General features: G+C 62.9%; 19 protein-coding genes and 2 pseudogenes. 12 read left to right on the top strand and 9 right to left on the bottom strand.

Going from position 1 to position 25,199, the window contains the following annotated elements; translation table 11 throughout:
- Positions 1-10: 10 nt before the first annotated feature.
- Positions 11-676, top strand: a complete 666-nt coding sequence (locus N0Q91_RS09365) for a DsbA family oxidoreductase (RefSeq protein WP_275597935.1) — start codon at positions 11-13, stop codon at positions 674-676.
- A 97-nt stretch (positions 677-773) separates the two neighbouring features.
- On the opposite strand, the gene N0Q91_RS09360 is transcribed toward N0Q91_RS09365, so the two are convergent.
- Complete coding sequence (locus tag N0Q91_RS09360; RefSeq protein ID WP_275598112.1) at positions 774-1,694, bottom strand: AraC family transcriptional regulator; 921 nt, start codon at positions 1,692-1,694, stop codon at positions 774-776.
- 261 nt (positions 1,695-1,955) lie between these two features.
- On the opposite strand from N0Q91_RS09360, the gene N0Q91_RS09355 reads away from it, so the two are divergent.
- From N0Q91_RS09355 to N0Q91_RS09335, 5 genes are all read left to right on the top strand, one after another.
- The gene (locus N0Q91_RS09355; protein ID WP_275597934.1) at positions 1,956-3,398 is read left to right on the top strand and encodes a DUF1254 domain-containing protein; all 1,443 of its coding nucleotides are present in this window, start codon (positions 1,956-1,958) and stop codon (positions 3,396-3,398) included.
- Between the two features lie 98 nt (positions 3,399-3,496).
- Positions 3,497-4,747: an alpha/beta hydrolase gene (locus N0Q91_RS09350; protein WP_275597933.1), complete on the top strand. Its 1,251-nt coding sequence runs from the start codon at positions 3,497-3,499 to the stop codon at positions 4,745-4,747.
- Between the two features lie 157 nt (positions 4,748-4,904).
- Positions 4,905-5,081 (top strand): hypothetical protein, encoded by a 177-nt coding sequence (locus N0Q91_RS09345; RefSeq protein ID WP_275597932.1) that lies wholly within the window; start codon positions 4,905-4,907, stop codon positions 5,079-5,081.
- 4 nt (positions 5,082-5,085) lie between these two features.
- Positions 5,086-5,880 carry an exodeoxyribonuclease III gene (xth, locus tag N0Q91_RS09340; RefSeq protein ID WP_275597931.1) on the top strand — a complete coding sequence of 265 codons (795 nt, stop codon included), beginning with the start codon at positions 5,086-5,088 and terminating at the stop codon, positions 5,878-5,880.
- A complete protein-coding gene (locus N0Q91_RS09335) occupies positions 5,877-6,098 on the top strand; it encodes a hypothetical protein (RefSeq protein WP_275597930.1) in 222 nt (73 codons plus the stop codon). Before xth ends, N0Q91_RS09335 begins: the two co-directional genes overlap by 4 nt.
- A 72-nt stretch (positions 6,099-6,170) precedes the next feature.
- Here the strand turns inward: N0Q91_RS09335 and mfd are convergent, their stop codons facing one another.
- On the bottom strand, positions 6,171-9,686 hold the full coding sequence (gene mfd / locus N0Q91_RS09330) for a transcription-repair coupling factor (RefSeq protein WP_275597929.1): 3,516 nt from the start codon (positions 9,684-9,686) through the stop codon (positions 6,171-6,173).
- Positions 9,687-9,688: 2 nt separating this feature from the next.
- On the bottom strand, positions 9,689-9,994 hold the full coding sequence (locus tag N0Q91_RS09325; RefSeq protein WP_275597928.1) for an FAD assembly factor SdhE: 306 nt from the start codon (positions 9,992-9,994) through the stop codon (positions 9,689-9,691).
- A 116-nt stretch (positions 9,995-10,110) separates the two neighbouring features.
- Here N0Q91_RS09325 and recG point away from each other — a divergent pair, with 116 nt between their 5' ends.
- Entirely contained in the window at positions 10,111-12,216 is a 2,106-nt protein-coding gene (recG, locus tag N0Q91_RS09320) for an ATP-dependent DNA helicase RecG (RefSeq protein ID WP_275597927.1), read from the top strand.
- An 18-nt stretch (positions 12,217-12,234) separates the two neighbouring features.
- Here the strand turns inward: recG and N0Q91_RS09315 are convergent, their stop codons facing one another.
- The 5 genes and pseudogenes from N0Q91_RS09315 to N0Q91_RS09295 all read right to left on the bottom strand — a co-directional run bounded on the left by N0Q91_RS09315 (position 12,235) and on the right by N0Q91_RS09295 (position 18,680).
- On the bottom strand, positions 12,235-12,927 hold the full coding sequence (locus N0Q91_RS09315) for a DUF502 domain-containing protein (protein ID WP_003537698.1): 693 nt from the start codon (positions 12,925-12,927) through the stop codon (positions 12,235-12,237).
- A gap of 18 nt (positions 12,928-12,945) precedes the next feature.
- Entirely contained in the window at positions 12,946-13,443 is a 498-nt protein-coding gene (locus N0Q91_RS09310; protein ID WP_100673227.1) for a GNAT family N-acetyltransferase, read from the bottom strand.
- Positions 13,440-15,266 (bottom strand): annotated as a pseudogene (gene glmS / locus N0Q91_RS09305) (glutamine--fructose-6-phosphate transaminase (isomerizing)). The gene N0Q91_RS09310 and the pseudogene glmS overlap by 4 nt, the downstream one beginning before the upstream one ends.
- Positions 15,267-15,509: 243 nt before the next feature.
- The gene (gene glmU, locus N0Q91_RS09300) at positions 15,510-16,880 is read right to left on the bottom strand and encodes a bifunctional UDP-N-acetylglucosamine diphosphorylase/glucosamine-1-phosphate N-acetyltransferase GlmU (RefSeq protein ID WP_275597926.1); all 1,371 of its coding nucleotides are present in this window, start codon (positions 16,878-16,880) and stop codon (positions 15,510-15,512) included.
- A gap of 153 nt (positions 16,881-17,033) precedes the next feature.
- Positions 17,034-18,680, bottom strand: a complete 1,647-nt coding sequence (locus N0Q91_RS09295) for a Na/Pi cotransporter family protein (RefSeq protein ID WP_275597925.1) — start codon at positions 18,678-18,680, stop codon at positions 17,034-17,036.
- 351 nt (positions 18,681-19,031) lie between these two features.
- Here N0Q91_RS09295 and N0Q91_RS09290 point away from each other — a divergent pair, with 351 nt between their 5' ends.
- From N0Q91_RS09290 to N0Q91_RS09270, 5 genes and pseudogenes are all read left to right on the top strand, one after another.
- The gene (locus N0Q91_RS09290) at positions 19,032-20,924 is read left to right on the top strand and encodes a peptidylprolyl isomerase (protein ID WP_275597924.1); all 1,893 of its coding nucleotides are present in this window, start codon (positions 19,032-19,034) and stop codon (positions 20,922-20,924) included.
- A gap of 18 nt (positions 20,925-20,942) precedes the next feature.
- Complete coding sequence (trpD, locus tag N0Q91_RS09285) at positions 20,943-21,956, top strand: anthranilate phosphoribosyltransferase (protein ID WP_275597923.1); 1,014 nt, start codon at positions 20,943-20,945, stop codon at positions 21,954-21,956.
- A gap of 9 nt (positions 21,957-21,965) precedes the next feature.
- On the top strand, positions 21,966-22,781 hold the full coding sequence (gene trpC / locus N0Q91_RS09280; RefSeq protein WP_275597922.1) for an indole-3-glycerol phosphate synthase TrpC: 816 nt from the start codon (positions 21,966-21,968) through the stop codon (positions 22,779-22,781).
- The gene (moaC, locus tag N0Q91_RS09275) at positions 22,781-23,275 is read left to right on the top strand and encodes a cyclic pyranopterin monophosphate synthase MoaC (RefSeq protein ID WP_275597921.1); all 495 of its coding nucleotides are present in this window, start codon (positions 22,781-22,783) and stop codon (positions 23,273-23,275) included. The genes trpC and moaC overlap by 1 nt, the downstream gene beginning before the upstream one ends.
- Positions 23,275-24,494: pseudogene (locus N0Q91_RS09270) on the top strand (molybdopterin molybdotransferase MoeA). Before moaC ends, N0Q91_RS09270 begins: the two are co-directional and overlap by 1 nt.
- 59 nt (positions 24,495-24,553) lie before the next feature.
- Here N0Q91_RS09270 and N0Q91_RS09265 read toward each other — a convergent pair.
- Positions 24,554-25,144, bottom strand: a complete 591-nt coding sequence (locus N0Q91_RS09265) for a hypothetical protein (RefSeq protein WP_275597920.1) — start codon at positions 25,142-25,144, stop codon at positions 24,554-24,556.
- Between the last annotated feature and the right edge of the window lie 55 nt (positions 25,145-25,199).

Raw genomic sequence — 25,199 nt, 5'->3', positions numbered from 1 at the left:
GGCCGGCACCATGGAAACCGTCAATATCGATATCGTCTCGGACGTCGTATGCCCCTGGTGCTATCTCGGCAAGAATCGCCTGGACCAGGCGATCGCCAATGTCGCCGGCGAGATCAACGTCGCTATCCAGTGGCGTCCCTACCAGCTCAATCCCGATCTGCCGCCGGAAGGCGTCGACCATAAAGAGCACCTGGCGGCCAAGCTCGGCGGTCAGGCCGCCGTCGACGAGGCGCACCGGATGCTCGAAGGCCTCGGTGTGGAAGACGGCATCGCCTTCGATTTCGATGCCGTCAGGGTCAGCCCGAATACGCTCGATGCGCACCGGCTGATCCGCTGGGCCGCGACCGGCGGCGAAACGGCGCAGGACCAGGTGGTGAGCCTGCTGTTCAAGGCGAATTTCGAAGAGGGTCGCAACCTCGGCGACCACGCCGTCCTCCTCCACATCGCCGAACAGGCCGGCCTCGAAAGGCCGGTTATCGCGGCTCTCCTCGCCTCAGACGCCGATAAGGACGCCGTAAGGCAGGAAATCGGCATGGCCCGGGAAATCGGCGTGACCGGCGTTCCCTGCTTCATCATCGAGCAGCAGTATGCGGTGATGGGGGCGCAGTCGGTCGAGGTGCTGACCAGCGCTTTGCGCGAGATTGCGCAGATGAAGGCCGAGCATCCGGCTCACTGAGCTTGCGTAGAGAGCAATTCCGCGTGGAACGGCGGCGTTTCACTGCATCGGGAGAACCTTCTTTTCCGCGGGGATAGCTACAGCCGGTCATTTCCGATCATTTCCGGAAGCGGGATGGCGCTACTCCCGTCCAGCGTTTGAACGCGCGGGTGAAGTGCGCGGAATCACTGTAGCCCACCCTCAAGGCGATGTCGGTCATGCTATGAACACCTTCGCAGATCAGCCGGATTGCCTCACTGCGGCGCGTGTCATCAAGCAACTCCTCGAAATCGACCCCGCAAAACTTGAGGCGCCGCTGAAGGGACCGAGGCGACATGCCAAGGGTTCTCGCGACGGTCTCCAGTCCAAGCGCATGACCATCGGACAGCCTTTCGCTGAGCATCTTCGCCGCCTCTACCGCGGAAGCTAGGGCATCTGTCGCCTTCGAAGGCCGAATTCCGGCGGTTTTGAGAGGAAGGTCGAGCAGTTCCCGATCGAACTCGATCATATCGTGATCGCATCCCGTTTCGATGTTGGACCCCAGGCACTCCTCCAGCGCCCCGTTTCCGAGCATCCTCGAAGCTGTCAGCCGAACCCTTATTGCGGAGGGTTCGCCGGCCATAAGCGGCACTTTGCGAAGTACCGCCAGGCTGCCGAAGATGAACTGCCGGGGATCGAACTCGTAACGGTCCGCGAAGCGGAAGACGATTCGAGCGGTTTTGCCTTCCGTCATGAAGCGTACCTCCGATCCGCGGTGGATCGTAGGCACATTGACGGTCGCGAGCGCGCATGCGGCGGCCACGTCTCTCGCCGCGAGAACCGATTGTCCCCACACGCCGAGATCGCGGAGTTCAGTCATGAAGCCGACATGCGCGCCCGCGAACGGGTCCGCCGCAACCTTCGCCAGCTCGTTGGCCATGTGAAAGCACTGGGCGCGGGGAAGCCAGCCGTCTGCGTTCTGGAACACGTTCGGCGAGATGCCGAGGCGTTCGCAGAATTCGATTGCCGAGACACCGCGCCGGGCCAGATAGGGCGCAATTGGCAGGAAAGCCCTGATCCTGATCGAGGGTGCAGAATTCAACATTCGGGGACCAAACTTGGCATGAAAAGGCAAGACGAAATACACGCACTATAGCAGTATGCAACTCCGTTGGAAGTCTTTCGCGATTAAGTTGTCCGTAGCAGAATTCCTCCGGCGTTTTGGCGGGGTCTATTACCAACCTTATGGCGGCGTTACGCCGGGGTCTGCATCGACTGAGCTTGAAGCATTTCGTCACAAATCTATTTTTCGGAGGGTACAATGAATATTACGCGCCGTGAGTTGACGGTGGCCGGTCTCGGCCTGATGGCAGCGGGCTCCATAGGTTCGCCGGCGACCGCCCGCGATGGGCTGGTCGCGAATTTGCCGGAGGGTCTCGACGAGTTCGCATCGGCCGTGGAGGCTTACATCTATGCCTATCCTCTTGTGACCATGGAGATCACCAGGCGTGTGATCACCAACGTCGCCGAGACCGAAGGAACCCGAGGCCCGATGGGGCATATCATCAAGCTGCGCCGATACCCGGACGCCAAGTTCCGGGACGTGACGGCGCCCAACGCCGATACGCTCTATACGACCGCATTCTTCGACGTCGGTGATGAACCGTGGGTGGTCAGCCTGCCCGACCTGAACGATCGCTATGCCCTGTTTCCGATGTTGGACGGCTGGACGACCGTGTTCGACGTTCCCGGAAAGCGGACCACGGGCACGGGGGCACAGACCTTCGTGGTTACCGGTCCCGGATGGGAAGGCGCGCTCCCGGAAGGGGTCAAGCAATACAAGTCTCCGACGAGCATCGTCTGGTTGCTCGGGCGCATCTACTGCACCGGAACCCCAGAAGACTACGCCGAAGTCCACAAGCTTCAGGATGAAGTGAAGCTCTACCCCTTGAGCGCCTGGGGGAAGGACTGGACTGCGCCCAAGGGCAAGGTCGATCCGGCCATCGACATGAAGACCGCCGTTCGCGAGCAAGTCAACAAGATGGACGCCGTCGAATACTTCACGCTGTTCGCCGAACTCTTGAAACGGAATCCGCCCACCGACGCAGATGCGCCCATGGTGGCCAAGCTTGCTGAGTTGGGCATCGTTCCCGGCCGGGATTTCGACAAGACCAAATTCGATCCAGCCTTCGCAAAGCGCGTCCCCGAGGTGGGTTTTGCGCGCATCATGATGCACTTCAAATTCAGCGATGGCGACGTTCAGGACATCGACGGCTGGGGCTTCACCACGAAAACAGGCATCTACGGCACAAATTATCTCCAGCGTGCCTTGATCACCGCGATCGGGCTTGGGGCAAACCGGCCACAGGATGCGATCTACCCCACCTCACTGAAGTCCGACAGCGGCGTGATCAAGCGGGCATACGATGGATCCGAAAAATACGTCCTGACTTTCAAGAAGGGGCTTACGCCGCCGGTTTCGGGTTTCTGGTCATTGACCATGTATGATGCGGAGTACTTCTTCGTCGACAATCCGCTCGATCGCTATTCGATCAGCGCTCGGCAACCGCTAAAGGCCAATCCGGATGGCTCGATCGACCTGCTGATTCAGCATGAATCCCCCGGATCGGACATGGAATCAAACTGGCTGCCGGCCCCCGAGGGAAAATTTATCCTCATGATGCGCCTGTATTGGCCTGACGAGGGCAATCCCTCCATTATCGATGGTTCCTGGACGATACCGCCCGTGAAGAAGGTGAGTTGATGTCTGTATTGGGCGTTGAGAACTGGGAGCGGCGAAATGTTCGATCGCCGCTCCTCTTCCTGCCGGCGTGAATACGGTGTTTTACAGGAGTAATCGATTTGGCGCGGCACCTTACCCGGAACGCCAGGGGCGGCGTACCATCATGGCCGTCTTTGCCGTGCGTCTTGTGCCTGATGCTGCTCTCCGCATGTGCGGGCCGCCCGACAGGGGTGCTCGAGCCGGTGGCGGCCAATCCGTCGGCCACTCAAGTCGAGATGCTGGTCACCACCACCCGAGGCAGGGCGGAAAAACCGGGCGAGATGTTCAGCGGCGAGCGCGCGCTTAGCCCGACATTCGCAGACATCACCGTGTCTATTCCGTCCGACACAATCCGCAAGGCCGGCGAAGTCGCCTGGCCGCGCAAGCTTCCACCGAATCCCGAGACGGATTTCGCAACACTGAAGGCCGAGGAAATCGACCGCGGTGCGGCCGAAAAATGGTTGAACAGCCAGGTGCGCAAGAGCCCGGACGGCAGTGTCCTTGTCTTTATCCACGGGTTCAACAACCATTTCGAGGATGCGGTTTTCCGTTTCGCGCAGATCGTCCATGACTCGGGCGCGCGCAGTGTCCCGGTGCTCGCGACGTGGCCGTCACGCGGGAGTTTGCTGGCCTATGGCTATGATCGCGAAAGCACCAACTATACTCGCAACGCAGTAGAACGGTTATTCCAATATCTCGCGCGTGATCCCGAGGTGAAGGAAGTCTCGATCCTGGCACATTCGATGGGAAATTGGCTGGCGCTGGAGTCCTTGCGCCAGATGGCCATCCGCAATGACGGGCTGCCGGCAAAGTTCAGGAATGTCATGCTGGCGGCGCCCGACGTCGATGTCGACGTCTTCGGTTCGCAGATCGCCGACATGGGCAAGCAACGGCCGCGCTTCACCCTCTTCGTCTCGCGTGACGACCGTGCGCTCGCCGTTTCGCGTCGCGTATGGGGAAATGTCTCCCGGCTGGGAGCGATCGATCCGGAGCAGTCGCCCTACAAGGAGGAGCTGGCGGCGAATGGGATTACCGTCGTCGACCTCACCAAAATCAAGGCAGGCGACAATCTGCACCACACCAAGTTCGCGGAGTCGCCCGAAATCGTACGACTGATCGGCAGCCGCCTGTCCAGCGGCCAGACCTTGACCGACAGTCGCCTGGGGCTCGGGGACCATATCGTCGCGGCGACCGCCGGGGCCGCCCATTCCGTCGGAACGGCCGCGGGACTGGTCGTTGCCGCTCCCGCTGCCCTCGTCGATCAGAACACGCGGCGGAATTACGTCCATCACGTCGAGTCACTCGCCGGACCATCCGGCGGAGTGAAATGAAACGCGGCCGACATTGCGTGCTGGGGCTGCAACCCCATGAGGTGCGCCGCCAAACCAGCCGGATTACAGGAAAGCTTAGGTGGCGCGGCGGCCGGTGGTTTGTAACTTTTCGGCTTTCCGTGCGTTCTGTCGGGCAAGCCGAGGAACGGAGGCAGTGATGTCGAAGCGCGAACTCATCGATACCGAGACCGACAAGCGCTACGTGCGGCGCGACGAAAGCGGGAAGTTCAAACAATCGGTGGATGTCGGCCGTTCCCTGTCTTCGGACAGGAAACAGAAGGCAAAACACGATGCCAAGCCCGGCCAGGGCGACAAGGGCGATCGCAAGAACTAGCTCCGTGAAGATCGCCACCTATAACGTCAACGGGGTGAATGGCCGTCTGGAAGTCCTGCTGCGGTGGCTGGAGGAGGCGTCACCCGACGTCGTCTGCCTTCAAGAGCTGAAGGCACCAGACCCGAAGTTCCCCGTCAAAGCCATCGAGGCTGCCGGATACGGGGCGATCTGGCACGGCCAGAAGAGTTGGAACGGCGTGGCGATCCTCGCCAGAGACAGGGAGCCAATGCTGACGCGCAAGGGCCTGCCTGGTGATCCGGACGATACCCACAGCCGTTATATCGAGGCAGCCATCGATGGCATCGTGATCGGCTGCCTTTATCTGCCCAACGGGAATCCCTACCCGGGACCGAAGTTCGAATACAAGCTGGCATGGTTCCACAGGCTGACGGCCTACGCGGCAGAACTGCTGGAACTCGACGTGCCGGTGATCCTCGCTGGCGACTACAACGTCATGCCGACGGAGCTCGATGTGTACAAACCGGAGCGTTGGGTGAACGACGCGCTGTTCCGCGTCGAGGTCAGAGACGCTTATCATCGCCTGCTTGGACAGGGCTGGACGGATGCCCTCCGGCAGCTTCATCCCGGCGAGCGCGTCTACACCTTTTGGGACTACTTCCGAAATGCCTTCGTGAGGGATGCCGGCCTTCGCATCGACCACTTCCTGCTCAGCCCGGATGTCGCCAAAAGGCTTTCGGCTGCGGGGGTCGACAAGCATGTCCGGGGATGGGAGCACACAAGCGATCACGCGCCGGCCTGGATCGAACTTTCAGATGGAGCTGAGGAGGAAGGTCGATGACGATGAAAGATTGGCGTGCCGAGCTGCGCCTCGAACTGGAAAAACTGGTCGACGCCGCCGTCGTTGTCGGCGCGCGCCAACAGGATGTCTACGCCGCCATTCTTGACGAGATCGGACAGCTTCGGCTCGCCTACGAACGAGACCCGGATCCCGCCGACTCCGTCAGCGAACAGGTCATCGAAGAACCGTCCAACAATTGGCCGGCCGCGGACGAATGATCGCAGCACGGTGTCGCCGTCCGGAACGGGTTTACGAAATTGGTGGTCGCGATCAACCGCGCACACCTTTCCTCATCCGGCTCTCGCGAGCGCTGCAAGCTGCGTCATCACCATCGCGGCGCCGGAAAGGCGTTTCTCCGGTGTTGCGAGGTCGCGCTGGAAGAAGATGCTTTGGTCCGGGCGGATCTTGGCGATTGTTCCCTGTTTCGCGATGTAGCCCACGAGTGCCGCGGGATTGGGAAATTCCTTGTTGCGGAACTGGACCACGACGCCCTTCGGTCCGGCATCGAGCTTTTCGACATTCGCCGTGCGGCAGAGCGACTTGACGTAGACGATCTTCAGGAGGTGCTGTACCTCCGTCGGCAGCGGCCCGAAACGGTCGATCAGCTCCGCACCGAAGCCGTCGATCTCCTTGAGGTCGGTCAGCTCGCCCAGGCGCCGATAAAGGCCGAGCCGCAGATTGAGGTCCGGCACATACTCTTCCGGGATCATCACCGGGGTTCCGACCGATATCTGCGGCGACCAGCCGGTATCGTGGATCTCCTCCTCGCCCTTGAGTTCGGCAACCGCCTCCTCGAGCATCTGCTGGTAGAGCTCGAAGCCGACCTCCTTGATGTGACCCGACTGTTCCTCGCCGAGCAGGTTGCCCGCTCCGCGGATGTCGAGGTCGTGGCTGGCGAGCTGGAACCCGGCTCCGAGCGTGTCAAGCGATTGAAGGACCTTCAGGCGTCGTTCCGCCGGCCCGGTCAACGTCTTGTTGACGGGAAGCGTGAAGAGCGCGAAGGCGCGGACCTTGGAGCGCCCCACCCGACCGCGCAGCTGATAGAGCTGGGCAAGGCCGAACATATCGGCACGATGCACGATCAGGGTGTTGGCGGTCGGCACGTCGAGACCAGACTCAACGATCGTCGTCGAGAGGAGCACATCGTAGCGCCCTTCGTAGAAGGCGTTCATGATGTCTTCGAGCTCGGTCGCCGGCATTTGCCCGTGTGCCACGGCAACTTTCAGTTCCGGCACGTCGGATTTCAGGAAATCATGGATTTCCGGAAGATCGCTCACCCGCGGACAGACATAGAAGCTCTGGCCGCCGCGGTAGTGCTCGCGCATCAAAGTTTCACGGATCACCAAAGCATCGAAGGGCGAAATGAAGGTGCGCACCGCCATGCGGTCGACCGGCGGCGTCGTGATCAGCGACAGTTCGCGCACTCCGGTGAGGGCAAGCTGCAGCGTCCGCGGAATGGGCGTCGCCGAGAGCGTGAGAACGTGCACGTCGCTCTTCAGCTCTTTCAGGCGTTCCTTGTGCTTGACACCGAAATGCTGCTCCTCATCGATGATGAGCAGGCCGAGATTGGCGAATTTGATCGACGAGCCGAGCAGCGCGTGCGTGCCGACCACGATGTCCGTCTTGCCATCGGCGACCTCTTTCTTCGTGAGCGCCAGATCCTTCGCGCTGACCAGCCGCGAGGCCTGCTGAATTCGGATCGGCAAGCCCCGGAAACGATCGGAAAAGGTCTTGAAGTGCTGCCGCGCAAGCAGGGTCGTCGGCACGACCACGGCGACCTGCACGCCGTTCATCGCCGCGATGAAAGCGGCCCGCAGCGCCACCTCCGTCTTGCCGAAGCCGACATCGCCGCACACGAGACGGTCCATGGGACGGCCGCGGCCGAGATCGTCGCGGACGGCATCGATCGAGTTCAATTGGTCCTCGGTCTCGTCATAGGGGAAGCGGGCGGCGAATTCGTCGTAGACCCCGTCCTGTGCCGCAAGGACCGGCGCATGGCGCGTATGTCTTTCGGCAGCAATGCGGATGAGGCCGCCGGCCATATCGAGCAGCCGCCTTTTGAGCTTGGCCTTGCGCGCCTGCCAGGCGACACCGCCGAGCTTGTCGAGGACCGCATCGGTTCCTTCCGAGCCATAGCGCGACAGAAGCTCGATGTTTTCCACCGGGAGGAAAAGCTTGGCATCGTCCGCATAAACGAGCTCGAGGCAGTCATGCGGCGCGCCGGCGGCCTCGATCGTCCTGAGGCCGACGAAGCGCCCGATGCCGTGCTCGGCGTGCACGACATAACTGCCCTCGTCGAGACCGGTCACTTCCGCGATGAAATCCGCGCCTCGCTTGCGGCGCTTGGAGCGGCGAACCAGACGGTCGCCGAGAATGTCCTGCTCGCCGATGACGACGAGGTCACCCGTCTCAAATCCCGCTTCGAGGCTTCGAACCGCGGATGCGGCCTCGCCCGGCTTCAGCGAACCGATATCCGCGAGCGCCTTGACCGGACGGATATTGGCGAGACCATGCTCGGCCAGAACCTGAAGCAGCCGGTCCAGCGAGCCTTCGGTCCAGCCGGACACGATGACCTTGGCGCCTTTTGCACGCTTCTCGGCGATATGCTTCACGGCCTGATCGAAAACGTTGGTGCGGGTGCCATCGGTATCGGCCTCGCCCGCCGGCTTGGCCCAACGCAGGCCCTGACGCGCTTCGATGTTCACGACCTGGCGCGCTTCGCCCTCGTGTTCGGTGAAGGGCGAAAGGCGGATCGCATTGCGATCATTCAGGGCATCGCCGAAGCCTTTCGCAGTGAGATAGAGCATGTCCGGCGGCACGGGCTTGTAGGGCGTGCTCTGGGTGACCTGAGACTTGCCCGGCGACGCCGAAGCGAGGCGGGCGTCGTAATAGTCGAGAACGAGCTTCGAGCGCTCTGCCGCGGCCTCGCGCGCCAGGTGGTCGGTGACGATGCGAAAGCCGTCGAGATAGTCGAAGACCGTTTCGAGCCGATCGTAGAAAAGCGGCAGCCAATGCTCCATGCCGGCATAGCGCCGTCCCTCCGACACGGCCTGATAAAGCGCGTCGTCGCGCGTCGCCGCCCCGAAGAGAGAAAGATACTGCTTTCGGAAGTGGCTGATCGTCTCGGGCGTCAGGGACACCTCGCTCATCGGATTGAGGTCGAGGGACCGGACCTGCCCGATCGTGCGCTGGCTTGCGGGGTCGAAGGACCGGATCGCCTCGAGCGTGTCGCCGAAGAAGTCGAGGCGCAAAGGCTCGCCGCTGCCGGGTACATAGACATCCAGGATGCCTCCCCGTACGGCGAATTCGCCCATCTCGCGCACGGTCGGGACCCGCTCGAAGCCGTTTCGCTCGAGCCGGGCGGCAAGGTCGTCCATGCGGATCTGGTTGCCGGGCCGTGCCGTGAAGGCGAGACTTTCGATCACATCCTGCGGTGAGATCCTCTGCAGCGCTGCATTGATGGTGACGAGCACGATCGCCGGATGCGGTTTCCTGCGGTGGGCGATCAACGCGCTCAGCGCGGCGAGCCGGCGCGCCGAGGTGTCGGCGCTCGGCGAGACGCGGTCGTAAGGCAGACAGTCCCAACCGGGCAGCGTCAGGACCGGTATGTCTGGAGCAACGAAACCGAGCACCTGTTCGAGGTCGGCGACCTTCTGGCCATCGGAGAGGATATAGGCGACGGGTGCCCCGGCCCGGGCAAGTTCGGCGAGCACGAGCGCCTCGGCGCCCGTGGGAACCGGGCCGATCGTAATTTCCCGCGTCGCCGCAAGTATCTTCCTAGGGTCGAGGCCAGGTATCATCGTCATGTCTACTTCGTTTCGTGGCGAACCGGGTCGAAATCCGGGCGATAGGCAGCGATCCGGAAGAAGAGTTCGGTCGCATAACGCTCGGGCAGCGGTTTTTCTCCGGTGATCCAGCGGACGAGGTCGTTGTCCTCCTCCCCCATGATTGCTTCGAGTTCGTCGAGCTCCGCTTCGGACAAGGTGGCGAGCTCCGCCTCGGAGAATTGGCCGAGGATCAGGTCCATCTCGCGGATGCCGCGGTGCCACGCACGGAAAAGAATCCTGCGCCGACGCGGGTCGAGATCGGCGCTCGTGCGCGAAATGCCGGTCATGGGATGTCCTTTCTGCCTCCGCCGCTCCGGCGGATCGAGATCATGGGCTCTATAAACGCTGGAAAGCGGGTTGTCAGCCTTGCCAAAGGCGGAATTATCGTCGCAATTTCATTGCTATGCGCCCTGCCCTGCTCGATCCGCTGTTTTCGCCCCTCGACACCTTGCCCGGCATCGGCCCGAAGACCGGCGAACTTTACGCGCGCCTTCTCGGGCGCGAGTCTGTCGAAGACTGCCGCGTGATCGATCTTGTGTTCCATATCCCTCATTCGCTGATCGATCGTCGCCGCCAGCCCGGAATCGCCTATGCTCCGGATGGATCGATCGTCACCATTACGGGACGTGTCGACCGGCACCAACCGGCTCCCGGCGGCAGATCGAACGCGCCCTATCGCGTCTTTCTCCACGACGAGACCGGTGAACTGGCGCTCACCTTCTTTCGCGTCAGGGGGAACTGGCTCGAAAAGGCCCTGCCCATCGATGAGACGGTGATCGTCAGCGGCAAGGTGGACTGGTTCAACGGGCGGGCTTCCATGGTCCACCCGGACTACATGGTCCGCGCGGCCGAATCGGCGAACATGCCACTCGTCGAGCCTGTCTACGGGCTGACGGCGGGCCTGACCTCGCGGCCCCTTCGCAAGTCGATCGAGGCGGCAGTGGCACGCGTCCCGGACCTGCCGGAATGGCTGGATGAGGCACTTCTGCGCCAACAGGGCTTCAAGAGCGCCAAAGAAAGCTTCCAGCGCCTGCACGAACCGCGGGACGAAGCCGATGTCGACGCACAGGCGCCCGCCCGCCGCCGGATCGCTTATGATGAGTTCCTGGCAGGGCAGCTTTCGCTCTCGCTGGTTCGCCAGCGATTGCGCAAAGTCGCCGGTACACCGATTCATCCGACCGGCCGGTTGAGCGGTCCGGTAATCGCCGCCCTGCCCTTCTCCTTGACGAACAGCCAGTCGGCGGCCGTCGACGAGATCCTTGCCGACATGTCCGGAGCCGACCGCATGCTGCGGCTGCTGCAGGGGGACGTCGGCTCCGGCAAGACGGCCGTGGCCTTGATGGCGATGCTGGCGGCGGTGGAATCCGGCGGCCAGGCCGTGCTGATGGCGCCGACGGAAATTCTCGCGCGGCAGCACCACGCCACGCTTTCGAGGATGGCCGCGCCGGCGGGCATCACGATCGATATCCTCACCGGCAGGACGAAAGGCAAGGAACGGGACGCGATACTGGAACGCATTGCCTCCGGCGAGACGCAGATGGTCATCGGCACGCACGCACTCTTCCAGGACGCCGTGATCTATCGCCAGCTCGTCCTCGCCGTGGTCGACGAGCAGCATCGTTTCGGCGTGCATCAGAGGCTGCGGCTGACGGCCAAGGGTATCTCTCCGCACATGCTCGTCATGACCGCGACCCCAATTCCGAGAACACTCGTGCTCGCCGCCTTCGGCGACATGGATGTATCGAAGCTCACCGAGAAGCCGGCAGGGCGCAAGCCGATCCAGACCGTCACGATACCGAACGAACGTACGGAGGAGATCGTGGAAAGGCTCGACGCAGCGCTCCGGCAGGGCAAGAAGGCCTATTGGATCTGCCCGCTCGTCGAGGAGTCCGAGGAGACCGACGCCATGTCCGCCGATGAGCGCTACCAGAGCCTTGCTCGACGGTTCGGCAAGGATGTCGGCCTGGTGCACGGGCGCATGGCAGGGCCCGACAAGGACGCCGTCATGCTCGCCTTCAAGAACGGTGAAATCCGTTTGCTCGTGGCCACGACGGTCGTCGAGGTGGGCGTGGACGTGCCGGATGCAACTATCATGGTCATTGAGCACGCCGAACGCTTCGGCCTTGCGCAACTGCACCAGTTACGCGGCCGCGTAGGGCGCGGCGACGAAGCCTCGACCTGCATCCTTTTGTACAAGAGCCCGCTCAGCGAAGCGGGGCGCGCGCGTCTTTCGGTCCTGCGTGAAAGCGAAGACGGCTTCCTGATCGCCGAGGAGGACCTGAAGCTGCGCGGCGAAGGCGAGCTTCTCGGCACGCGGCAGTCCGGCACGCCGGGTTTCCTCATCGCAAGCCTCGAGTCGCATGCCGACCTCCTGGAGATGGCGCGCAAGGATGCCGCCTATGTCATAGACAGGGATCCGGAACTGACGTCGGAACGTGGTCAGGCGCTCAGGACGCTGCTCTATCTCTTCCGGCGCGACGAGGCGATCCGGTTCCTGCGGGCCGGCTGATCGTCAACTCCCGGAACCTCATACGCTCTCCTGCTGTTTGATCGCACGCGGGGGCGCATTGGCCAGCGGGTTGTAATCCGGCGCAACGAGGCCTCCGGAGATCAGCAGCTTCGCAGCATCCTCGGCGCTCATCTGCAGAGGAATGATCTTGTCGCGCGGCACGAAGAGCAGGAAGCCGGCGGTGGGGATCGGCGTCGGAGGCAGGAAGACCGTCACCATGTCCATGCCGCGCTCGTCGAACCTGGCGGCGATCTCGCCCTTCACATCGGTGGCGATAAAGACCAGCGACCACAGCCCGGGGCTTGGATATTCGATCAGCCCCGCCCTTTTGAACGAGGACGACTGGTCCTGCAGCACGGTCTGGAAGATCTGCTTCAGCGACTTGTAGATGGAGCGGACGAGCGGCGTCCGGTTGAGGAGCGACTCACCGAAGTTGATGATCGAACGTCCGACGAGGTTTGCGGTCAGGAAACCGACCAGGGTGATGACTACTACGGCGACGAGCAGCCCGAAACCCGGGATCGCGATCGGCAGATAATTATCGGGGTTATAAAAACTCGGCAGATACGGTTTCACCCATCCGTCGGCCCACTCGATAAAGGAGCGGACCAGCCACACCGTGATCGCCAGCGGCGCGCAGATGATAAGCCCGGTGAGAAAGTAGTTGCGCAGCCGGGCCGCGATGATGCCGCTTTTGGAACTTTCCGTCATGCCGTTGCCATCGATCCGTCAGTCCGCTCCGAAGGCGGGATGATAAGTGACGGTGCCGGAAACCAGCCCTCCCGACAAGGGTAAAGCCATGAAATATTGCGGCGCACAACCTGGAAAAACAAGAGCAGGCTCGTTGCGGAACCCGAATCTCTCATAGAAGGCCGGATTGCCCGCGAGGACGCAGCCTGAAGCCCCTGCTTTGCGCAGCATGTCGAGCCCGCGCCGCACAAGTGCGCTCCCCGTGCCGCGTCCTTGCCGATCCGGTCGCACCGACACTGGGCCGAGCCCGTACCAGCCGACCGCGAACGGGGTGATCGTGACAGGCGAAAATGCGATGTGACCGATCACCTCGCCCTCTTCCTCGGCAACGAGGGAAAGCGTCATCGCGTCCTCGGAGCGCAGTCGGTCGATGATCCGGGCCTCCGTCTGGTCGCTATAGGGCTGCCCGGCGAAAGCCGCCTCGGTAATCTGCCGGATCGTCTCGGCATCGCCCGCGGTTTCCGGTCGGATGATCATTCGACCGTCACCGATTTGGCGAGGTTGCGCGGCTGGTCCACGTCGGTCCCCATGAAGACGGCCGTATGGTAGGCGAGTAGCTGGACCGGCAATGAGAAGATCATCGGCGCGATGATCTCGTCGACTTCCGGCAGCACGATCGTGTGCATCGTATCGAGCTTCGACGCGGCCGCACCTTTCTCATCGGTTATCAGGATGATGCGGCCGCCGCGCGCGGCCACCTCCTGCATGTTCGATACCGTCTTGTCGTAGAAGCGGTCATGCGGCGCGATGACGATGACGGGCATGTTTTCGTCGATCAAGGCGATCGGTCCGTGCTTCAGCTCGCCCGCGGCGTAACCTTCGGCGTGGATATACGAAATCTCCTTGAGCTTCAGCGCCCCTTCCATTGCCAGCGGGAAGCTGGTGCCGCGGCCGAGATAGAGCACGTCGTGGCATTTGGACAGTTCGCGCGACAAACTCTCGATCTTCGGCTGGATGCTGTTCAGCACCTGACCCATGATGCGCGGCATTTCGGCAAGGCTCTTTACGAGCGCCTGCTCCTCTTCGTCGCTGATCGTCCCGCGGGCCTTGCCCGCGCCGACGGCGAGTGCGGCCAGAACCGCAAGCTGGCAGGTGAAGGCCTTCGTCGAGGCGACGCCGATCTCAGGGCCCGCAAGGATCGGAAAGACGGCGTCGGATTCCCGCGCGATGCTCGAACTCGCGGGCATTGACGACCGCGCCGATCTTGAGGCCGTGCTCCTTGCAATATCTAAGGGACGCCAGAGTGTCGGCGGTCTCGCCCGACTGCGAGATGAAAAGAGCCGCCGACTGCGGCGACAGCGGTATCTCGCGGTAGCGGAATTCGGATGCGACGTCGATTTCGACTGGCAGGCGGGCATAGCGCTCGAACCAGTATTTGCCGATCAGGCCGGCGAGATAAGCGGTGCCGCAGGCAGAGATCGCCAGGCTCGGGATCTTGCCGAAATCGATGGCGTCGGAAATCGGAACGACACGATTCTCTATGAAATTGACATAGTGCCCGAGAGCATGGGCGATGACCTCCGGCTGCTCATAGATCTCCTTCTCCATGAAATGGCGATGGTTGCCCTTGTCCACCAGAAAGGCAGCAGCCGTCGAAATCTGGCGCGGACGCTCGACGACATTGCCGTCGAAATCGAAGATATGGACGCCGGTCTTGCCGATGACGGCCCAGTCACCATCGATGAGATAGGTGATTTCATTGGTGAAGGGCGCAAGCGCGATCGCGTCCGAACCCAGGAACATCTCGCCGTTGCCGTGGCCGATCGCCAGCGGCGGTCCGTTGCGCGCCGCCATGATGGTCGACCGATCGTCTTCGAAAAGGACGGCCAGTGCGTAGGCGCCCTTGACGCGCTTCAGCATGGCATGCATCGCCTCGCGCCGCCCAAGGCCGTCCCGGCGAAACTTTGCCAGAAGATGCGCGACGACCTCGGTGTCCGTCTCCGTCTGGAATTCGGCGCCTGCTGCCGCAAGCTCGTCCTTGAGCTCGGCGAAATTCTCGATGATGCCGTTGTGAACCACGGCGACGCCTTCGGTGAAATGCGGGTGGGCGTTGCGTTCCGTGGGTGCTCCATGGGTTGCCCAGCGCGTGTGGGCTATGCCGATGGTGCCGGCCAGAGGCTCCTCTCTCAACCTGCTCTCGAGGTTGACCAGCTTGCCCTCGGCCCGCCGGCGCTGCAGCTTTCCCCGTCGATCGTCGCGACGCCGGCCGAATCATAGCCGCGATACTCCAGGCGCTTCAATGCTTCGACCAGCCGCTCCGATACCGGCTGATTCCCGACGATGCCAACAATCCCGCACATATCCCTCTCCGCGTCTCTTCACGCCCTGCGGCGTATCAGCTCAAAAGTAACGACCACTGCATGTTTCCTCGAGTCGCACCGGCTCAAGGACAGGAATATGCAGCAGCTCTAAAATGCCGCAGCGACCATTGCGCGTCTGACAAACGCGCGGCGCCGCAGGTGCCCGTTGAAAGCCTTGGTAGCGAAATTGCGTCGCGACGCAATCCGTTTTGATTTCACTTTCAGTTTCAATATTTAATGCGTCTACTCCGCGGCCTTTGCCCGCTTCCTGGCTGCCTTTTCCGCCTCGTAGCGCTCGCGCAATACGGGCGCCCTGCCGGGCTTGATGTCCTGGCGCGCACGGCCGAAAGCGACCGCATCCTCCGGCACGTCTTCCGTGATCACGCTTCCGGACGCCACGAGCGCCCCGTCGCCGATCGAAACCGGCGCAACGAGCGACGAATTGGAGCCTATGAAGGCGTTCGCGCCGATGCGGGTGACATGCTTGTTCACGCCATCGTAATTGCAGGTAATCGTTCCGGCGCCGATATTGGATCCGGCGCCGACGAAGGCGTCGCCGATATAGGTGAGGTGATTGACCTTGGCTCCGGCACCGATCTCCGCGTTCTTCACCTCGCAGAAATTGCCGACCTTCGACTTCGCTCCGAGGTCGGCACCCGGGCGCAGGCGCGCGAAAGGTCCGACCGTAGCGCCGGCACGGACGTGAGCGCCTTCCAGATGGGAGAAGGCGTGGATGACCGCACCGCTTTCCACGCGCACGCCGGGCCCGAAGACGACGTTCGGCTCGAGGAGAACGTCCTGGGCAAGTGTGGTGTCCCATGAGAGGAAGACGGTCTCGGGTGCGGTCATCGACACGCCCGCCAGCATCAGTTCGTGACGACGGCGCTGCTGCCAGAGGCGCTCGATATAAGCAAGCTCGGCGCGGGTGTTGCAGCCGGTGAGTTCTTCTTCGGGCGCTTCGACAGCGATTGCACGGCCACCGAGGGACCGCACGATCTCGACAAGATCGGTCAGGTAGTATTCACCTTTTGCATTGGCGTTGCCGATCCGGTCCAGGAGATCGAGGGCCTTACGGCCGTCGATCGCCATCAGCCCGCCATTGCAATAGGTGATGCGGCGCTCCTCGTCGGAGGCGTCCCGGTGTTCTCGGATGGCGACCAGCGCTCCATCCTTCACGATGAGACGCCCGTATCCGGTCGGGTCCGCCGCCTGGAAGCCAATCACCACGACGTCATCTCCGGCCGCAAGCCCGTCGCGGGCAGCCTTCAAGGGTGCGGCGGTGATAAGCGGCGTGTCTCCGAAAACAACGAGAACGTCGTCATAGCCTCTCGCGATCGCATCTCGGGCAGCAAGCACGGCATGGGCGGTCCCAAGTCGCTCTTTCTGAAGAAAGGACGTGACGGCCACTTCGCCGGTAGCCGCCGCTGCAGATACGGCATCCGCATCGCGCCCGACGACCAGCGCCACATCGGAGATCGATGCACTCGCCAGGGCGTCGACGACGTGGGCGATCATCGGTCGCCCGGCAACCGGATGCAGCACCTTCGACATGGCCGATTTCATCCGCGTGCTCTCGCCAGCCGCCAGGATGATCGCCAGGCAAGTCCGTTCCATACTCTGATCTCCTTGATACCCTCTCGGGACATTTTTCCGACGCGGCGTCTCGCGCCTGCCCGCGCGCTTTTTGCGCGTTCCTATCAGCAACATATTGCGAGAACCATAATTCGCACAATCACGTCGCGTTAATCCGGTTCAAACCGTATGATATCAGCCCGGCGGCCGCAGGCGGCTTTCGGTGAGCAGGCCGCTCTCCTCCAGAATGGGATAGGCGACGGAGGCGATGTGCGCGTTGATGCGCTTCAGGTCCCGCAGCATGTCGAGGTGCAGCGAACTGGTTTGCAGGCTTTCCAGAAGGCCATCACGCAACCGCTCCAGGTGGCGCTCTGCGGAGCGTTTCTCCATATGCCGCACGTCGACCTTGACCTCGATGAGATGACGCGCCAGGTCGGCATTGCGGGTGACGAAGATGGTCTGCGCGATGCGCAGATTGTCGATGGTGAGGTTAAAAAGGCCCTTCAGCTCCTGATAGCCATCCTCCGAGAACCGCAAGCCGCCCCTCACCTTCTTGGCGATCTGTTCACAGAGACCCTTTTCGATGATGTCGCCCATGTGCTCGAGATTGATGGCATAGTCGATGATCACGATCGAACGGCGCCCGTCCTCCTCGTTCAAGCCATCGCGGCCAAGCCGGGACAGAAAGATTTTCACTTCCTGCTGCAGGAGGTCGACCTGCCGCTCGATATTCTCGATATCGCCCAATTCGTTGACATCATTCTTGCTGAACGCCTCGGAGGCCCGCATCAGCATGACCTCGATCAGGTCGCCCACCCTCAGGACCTCTCGCGTAGCGCCGGAAAGAGCCATCACCGGCGTATCGAGCGCCGCCTCATCGAGGTAGCGCGGCCCGGTTTCGGCCGCTTCGTCGTCGGGGAAGAACCGGTTCATGGTGCGGGCGAGCAACCCCGCGAAGGGCCAGGCAACCATCGCCAGCACCAGATTGAACAGCAGGTGAACGTCGACGGGCAGGTTCTGCCGCGGCAACGGCAGGCTCTGCAGGAAGTCGGCGCTGGCGCCAACCGCCGGAAGGGCGATGAGACAGCCGATGCCGCGCACCACGAGGTTGCCCAGCGTGACCCGGCGGGCGGCCGGCGGCGAGCCGAGCGTGGTGATGACCGGCGGGATCGCGCCACCGAGATTGGCACCGAGCACCAGAGCGACCGTCAATACGGGAGAAAGCACGCCGGCGGATGAAAGCGACAGCACCAGCATGACGACGGCGAGGCTGGACGATGACGCAAAGGCAAGACCGGCCGCAATGATCATCGCCACGGGCAAGGCGTTGTCGAGCATGCCGAGAAACGCTCCCAGAGCCTGGGATTGGCGCATCGGCTCGGTCGCCGTGCCGAGCAGTTCGAGCGACAGAAGCATCAGACCGATGCCCACGAGCGCGTAGCCGGCGCCCTGGCGCGCGCTCGACCGACTCAGGCGGTGTGTGGCCACGCCTGCGAGGATGAGCAGCGGCGAAAGCCATCCGATGCCGAGTGCGACAATCCAGGCCGTCATCGCGGTGCCGACATTGGCGCCCAGCAGCACGATCTGCGCCATCTGCGAACGGATGAGCCCCTTCTCGACGAAAGAGGCCGTCATCAGTGCCGTGGCCGTCGAACTCTGGAGCCCGAGCGTTGCGACGAGCCCCGTCGCAAAAGCCCGGAAGGGGCCGTTCGTTCCGCGCGCAAGACCTGCGCGCAGGCGCACCCCGAAGGCACGCGTCACCCCGTCCTTGACCAGCGACAGGCCGAAGAGCAGCAGCGCAACTGCACCAAAGAGATTGACCATCACGATCGTGGACTGCATGGAGGTGATTTCCCGTAATGGCCGACGGATCGAAAGTCCCGGTCGAGTATCGAAAAACGATTCCCAGCAGTTTGCCACAGCGGGGCGCGCTTCCAACGCCTAATTTGCAGCTCGCTTTAAGTTGCCGGCTAACAAATTCCGACATTGCCTTCGTCGTTAGCGCCTTTTGCAGCCTTTGCTCTTGAATGCCCCGGCAGCCCTGATGCGCGCTGTCATGGCGATAGGGTGGCAAGTTCAACTCCGCCGGCGGCAATTTGCGACGAACCGGCCTTCAATTCCTCTCTGGTTTGTTCTAAGGAACGAATTCATTCGGCGTAATGCCGACGCATCCCAACGAGGTTTTCTGCCCCCATGCTCGACTCCCTGAGAAACGCTGCCCAGACCCGGGTCGTCAAAGGCCTGCTGGCCCTTCTCATCCTCTCATTCATGGTGTGGGGTGGTCAGACGTTGATGGTGCCAAGCACTCCCAATGCGGTCGTTACCGTCGGCGACATCAAGGTATCGGCGAGCGACTTTCGCCTGGCTTACGAACGGCAGATCGCCCTGCTCTCGCGCCAGCTCGGTACGCCTTTGTCGCGCCAGCAGGCACAAGCCTTTGGCGTCGAGAACCAGGTCTACGCCCAGCTCGTCGCCGGTGCCGCCCTCGACCAGCTCGCTACCGACATGAATCTCGGTCTTTCGGAAGACAGGCTTGCGCGGCTGATCGGCGAAGACCCGGCCTTCCATGGCGTCAACGGGCAGTTCGACCGGCTGACATTTTCGAGCGTGCTGCGCAATGCCGGGCTGACCGAGCAGGATTACATCAACAACCGCAGCCAGGTCGCGGTTCGATCGCAGATCGTCGATGCGCTCACGGATGGTTACACGGCGCCCAAGGTACTCGTCGAAGCCATTGGCAAATACCGCCACGAGACGCGCACGATCGACTATCTGCTGCTTTCCAACGCAAATATCGATGCGGTCAAAACGCCGGGCGACGAGGTGCTCGCGCCCTGGTTCGAAAGCCGCAAGGCGAACTATCGCGCTCCGGAATACCGCAAGATCAGCTACATCAAGCTGGAGCCCGAGGACCTGGCCGCACCCGACGCGGTAACGGAGGAAGAGCTTCGCGCCGATTATGAGAAGCGCAAGGAGAGCTACCGCACGCCGGCAACGAGGACGGTCGAGCAGCTCACCTTCCCGTCGCGCGAGGCCGCCGACGCCGCGGCCGCCAAGCTTGCCGCCGGCACGTCCTTCGACGATCTGGTCAAGGCCGAGGGCAAGACGTCGGCAGATGTACTCCTCGGCGACTTCACCAAGGATCGCATGCCCGACGCAAAGATTGCCGACGCAGCCTTTGCCGTTGCCCAGGATGGCGGCACCACGCCCGTCGTCGAAGGTGCATTCGGCCCGGTCATCCTGCGCGTAACCAACATCCGGCCCGATGCGGTTCGCAGCTTTGACGAAGTCAAGGAAGAACTGCGCAAGGAAATCGCCCTCGACGCCGCCCGCGAGCAGCTCGTCGGCCTTCATGACAAGATCGAAGATGAACGCGCCGGCGGCGTGACCGTCAAGGAGATCGCCGAACAGCTGAAGCTCAAGCTCGTCACCGTCGACGCGGTCGACGCTTCCGGCAAGGATCAAAACGGCGACGAAGTTAAGGACCTTCCGGAACCGCGCGCCCTTCTCCAGGAAGTCTTCAAGGCTGACGTCGGAACGGATACCCTTGCCGTCAATATCGGGCGCGACGGCTCCGCATGGTTCGATGTCGAGGAAATCATTCCGGCCCGGGACCGGACGCTTGACGAAGTTCGCGACGAAGTGGCCGCCGACTGGACTGCGGAGCAGCAGCGCGCGGCACTGGCCGCCAAGGCGAAGGAACTCAAGGAACGTATCGAGAAGGGCGCCAAGCTCGCCGATATCGCAAGCGAACTCGGCCTTGTCGTCGAGACCAAGACCGGGCTGACCCGCGCGACCAACGATGCGAGCCTCAGCCCTGCCGCGGTGATCGCGGCCTTCGGCGGCCCGAACGGCCATGTCGCCAATGCCCCGGGGATCGGCGGCGATGGCCAGGTGCTCATGCAGGTTACGGCGGTCGAAGAGAAAGCGCCCGCCGACGCCCTCGACAACGACAGCAGCCAGATCGAAGCGATTGCGCGCGCGAGCGGTGACGACATCCTGGATCAGATGGTCTCCACCTTGCAAACCGCCTACGGCGTTTCGATCAACCAGTCGCTTGCCGAAACGGCCCTGGCGCAACGGTGACGACGGAGAAGCGAACCCATGAGTGATTTGAAACCGTTCGTCGCGAAGGTCGCAGGGCGCGAGGCACTGAGTCGCGAGGATGCGCGCGCGGCCTTCGAGATCATCATGTCCGGAGCCGCCACCCCATCGCAGATCGGCGGTTTTCTGATGGCGCTCCGGGTGCGCGGCGAAACGGTCGACGAGATCGTGGGCGCGGTCGGCGCGATGCGCGCACGCATGTTGCCCGTGGACGCGCCTGACGGAGCGATCGACATCGTCGGCACGGGCGGCGACGGTGCCGGTACCTACAACATTTCCACACTCGCCGCGCTGATCGTCGCGGGTGCCGGTGTACCGGTCGCCAAGCATGGCAACCGCGCGCTCAGTTCGAAGTCCGGAACGGCCGATGCGCTCTCCTGCCTTGGGGTCAATCTCGAGATCGGACCTGCGGCGATCTCGCGCTGCATTGCCGAGGCCGGTCTCGGCTTCATGTTCGCCCAGCAGCACCATTCGGCCATGCGCCACGTCGGACCGACGCGGGTGGAACTTGGAACGAGGACCATCTTCAACCTGCTCGGCCCCCTCGCCAATCCCGCCGGCGTCAGACAGCAGCTCGTCGGCGTCTATGCGCCGCAATGGGTCGACCCGCTCGCGGAAGTGCTCCGCGATCTCGGTTCGCAAAGCGTCTGGGTCGTGCATGGCGAAGGGCTCGACGAGATCACGACCACCGGCGTGACCAAAGTGGCGGCGCTCAAGGACGGCACGATCACCAACTTCGAGCTGACGCCGGCCGATTTCGGCCTCGAACGCGTGTCGCTCGATGCCTTGAAGGGCGGAGACGGAGCCCACAATGCCGCTGCGTTGCAGGCCGTTCTCGACGGCGCGGAAAATGCCTACCGGGACATTTCCCTTGCGAATGCCGCCGCGTCGTTGATGATAGCAGGGCGCGCCAGGGACCTGTCCGAAGGCATGGCGCTGGCCCGGCAATCGCTTTCGAGCGGCGGTGCCAAGGTCGCCTTGCAGCGGTTGATCACCGTCTCGAACGCGGCTTGAGGAGAAGACATGACGGACATCCTGCGCCGCATCGAAGCCTATAAGCGAGAGGAGATCGCCGCTGCGAAAGCGCGCGTTCCGCTCGAAGAGTTGAAGGCGCGGGCCGCCGATCAGTCGGCGCCGCGCGGTTTCCACGCCGCGCTTGTGGCCCGGCGGGAAAAAGGCCAGTTCGGGCTGATCGCCGAAATCAAGAAGGCGAGCCCCTCGAAGGGTTTGATCCGGCCCGATTTCGACCCTCCGGAACTGGCGAAGGCCTATGCCGCGGGCGGCGCTGCCTGCCTCTCCGTCCTGACCGACGCGCCGAGCTTCCAGGGTGCGCCGGAGTTCCTGACGAAGGCACGCGAGGCCTGCCCGCTCCCGGCTCTGCGCAAGGACTTCATGTTCGACACCTATCAGGTTTTCGAAGCGCGCGCCTGGGGCGCCGATTGCATACTGCTGATCATGGCTTCGCTTGGCGACGATGATGCGCGCCGGCTGGAAGAAGCCGCGTTTACACTCGGCATGGATGTCCTCGTCGAAGTACACGACGCGGAGGAGATGGAGCGAGCACTTCGCCTGTCATCGCCGCTCATCGGGATCAACAACCGTAATCTCAGGACGTTCGAGGTCGACCTCGCCGTCTCCGAACGGCTCGCGGCAATGGTTTCCTCAGACCGTCTCCTGGTCGGCGAAAGCGGCGTTTTCACCCACGAAGACTGCCGGCGCCTCGAGAAGAGCGGGATTACGACCTTCCTGGTCGGTGAAAGCCTGATGAGGAAGGACGACGTGGAGGCGGCGACGCGCGCGCTGCTGACCGGCTCGGCAAATATCCTGGCGGCAGAGTGATGAGCGGGCCGACCCTCACCCATATAGACAGCGCCGGCGAAGCCCGCATGGTCGATGTCGGCGACAAGGCCGAGACGGTCCGCATCGCTGTCGCGGAGGGCTTCGTCAGGATGAAGCCGGAGACGCTGACACTCATTCGCGAAGGAAATGCCAAGAAGGGCGACGTGATCGCGACCGCCCGGCTGGCGGGCATCATGGCCGCCAAGCAGACATCCAGCCTCATTCCGCTCTGCCATCCCTTGATGCTGACGAAAGTGTCCGTCGATATTATGCCGGATGACGCCCTTCCCGGGTTGCGTGTCGAAGCGATGGCGAAGCTGACCGGACGGACGGGTGTCGAAATGGAGGCGTTGACCGCCGTCAGCGTAGCCTGCCTGACGATATACGACATGGCCAAGGCCGCTGACCGGGAAATGGAAATCTCCGGCGTGCGGCTGGTCAGCAAGTCGGGCGGGCGTTCCGGCGATTATCACCGCGGGGGAGAGATGCGCTGATGTCGCTTCTTTCGGTCGAGGAAGCACTTCAGAGGATTTTGGCCAGGGCCAATCCGCTGCAACGGACGGAGCGCGTTTCGCTGCAGGAATGCCTCGGAAGGGTGCTCTCCGAGAACGTAGCGGCCAAGCTGACTCACCCCCTTTCGACAATTCCGCGATGGATGGTTATGCAGTCCGCCACGAGGATATCGCCGAAGTCGGAGCGGAGCTCTCCGTTATCGGCCAGTCGGCCGCAGGACACCGTTTTCGCGGCGAAGTGAAAGGCGGGGAGGCCGTACGCATCTTTACCGGCGCGCCGGTACCTGCAGGCGCCGATACCGTCATCATCCAGGAAGACACGGAAAAACTGCCGGACGGCCGCATCCGCACCCTGTTTGCGCCGGCAAAGGGCCGCCACATCCGTTTGGCGGGCCAGGATTTCCTGGCAGGTGACGTCGCGCTTTCCGCCGGAAGCGCGCTCGATGCCGGCCGCCTGACGCTCGCGGCCGGCATGAATCATCAGGACCTGCCGGTTTTCTCGCGAACCAAGGTTGCAATCATCGCCACGGGCGACGAATTGTTGCCGCCGGGAAGTACCCTCGGCCCCGACCAGATCATCGCTTCCAACAGTTTCGGGATCGCTGCGGTTGCCCGCGAAAATGGGGCCGAAGTTCTTGATCTCGGCATTGTCGGCGACGATCGGACGGCGATCGCCAGCGCCGTCGCCAAGGCACAGGCAGCCCAGGTGGACGTGCTGGTAACACTCGGAGGAGCCTCGGTCGGCGATCACGATCTCGTCCAGTCGACGCTTCTCGGCTGTGGCATGACGCTGGACTTTTGGCGCATCGCCATGCGACCGGGAAAACCGCTGATGGTCGGCGATCTCGACGGCGTCACGGTGCTCGGCCTTCCCGGAAACCCCGTTTCGAGCCTCGTCTGCGCCCTGCTCTTCCTCGAGCCTTTGACGCGCAAGCTTTCGCATCTGCCGCCCCGTTCGAGACTGGTGGATGCACGGCTTGCCGCAGCGCTGCCGGCCAATGACCGGCGCCAGGATTATATACGTGCCCGCCTCACGCTCGAGGCGGACGGTTCGCTCGTGGCGCATCCCTTCCCGCGGCAGGATTCGTCCATGGTCAGCGTTTTCGCGCAGTCCGACGGGTTGATCGTGCGGCGACCGGGTGCTCCCGAAGCCGCAAGCGGAGAGGCATGCAGGGTTTTCAGGCTCAGAGATCCCGCCTGACTTGCGTTGGACCTAATTGAAATGCCCTCGAGATCGGCGAAGAAGGCTGGAGGCCTGAGCTACGGCGCCCTGCCCGCGGGAGGTTTTTCCTGCGCCGCTTTCCGAAACAACAAGGCCGATGCGACCCAGAGCATTGCGAACAAGGCATTGACGCCAAGGATCTCCAGCGGCGGACTTGCCGGGTAACCCATCCCTGCGGCTACCGCGACCGCGGCGACCAGCGCCTGCGCGAGCGCGGTTGCGAAGAAAGCGCGTGCCATTCCGGCCGGCTGAAAGCGCGCAATGAAGGCGCTGATGATGCCGAACGCCAGCACCCCGCCATAGAGGAGGTTGGCGGGGTCATCCTCGGTCCCGATGATGCCAACGGCGAGATTCGCCCACACCAGGAGGAATGCTGTCGCCAGCGCAAGGCCGATGGCTGCGCGGTATGCGTTGCCGGCAGAGAACCTCGCCGACGCCTCATAGACGCCGCCTGCGGCGATCAGCATGGCTCCGAAGACAGCGAAATCGGCGACATCCCAGGCCACTTCCTCCGTGACTTGCATTGCGAGCAAGGGCAGCAGCATAAGCGCTGCGGCCGCGCCCCACGCCGCTCTCCTCCAGCGTCTCCCGCGTCCCTTACGATTTTCCGCCTTCGCCGCCATCTGCATCGCCCGCGCGCATTCACCTCGACTACTTCCAAGCGGATCGCGGTGATTTTAGGTC

This window comes from Sinorhizobium prairiense, assembly GCF_029201645.2.
GTDB classification, from domain to species: Bacteria; Pseudomonadota; Alphaproteobacteria; order Rhizobiales; family Rhizobiaceae; genus Sinorhizobium; species Sinorhizobium meliloti_A.
This window is presented reverse-complemented; position numbering and strand designations above follow the sequence as displayed.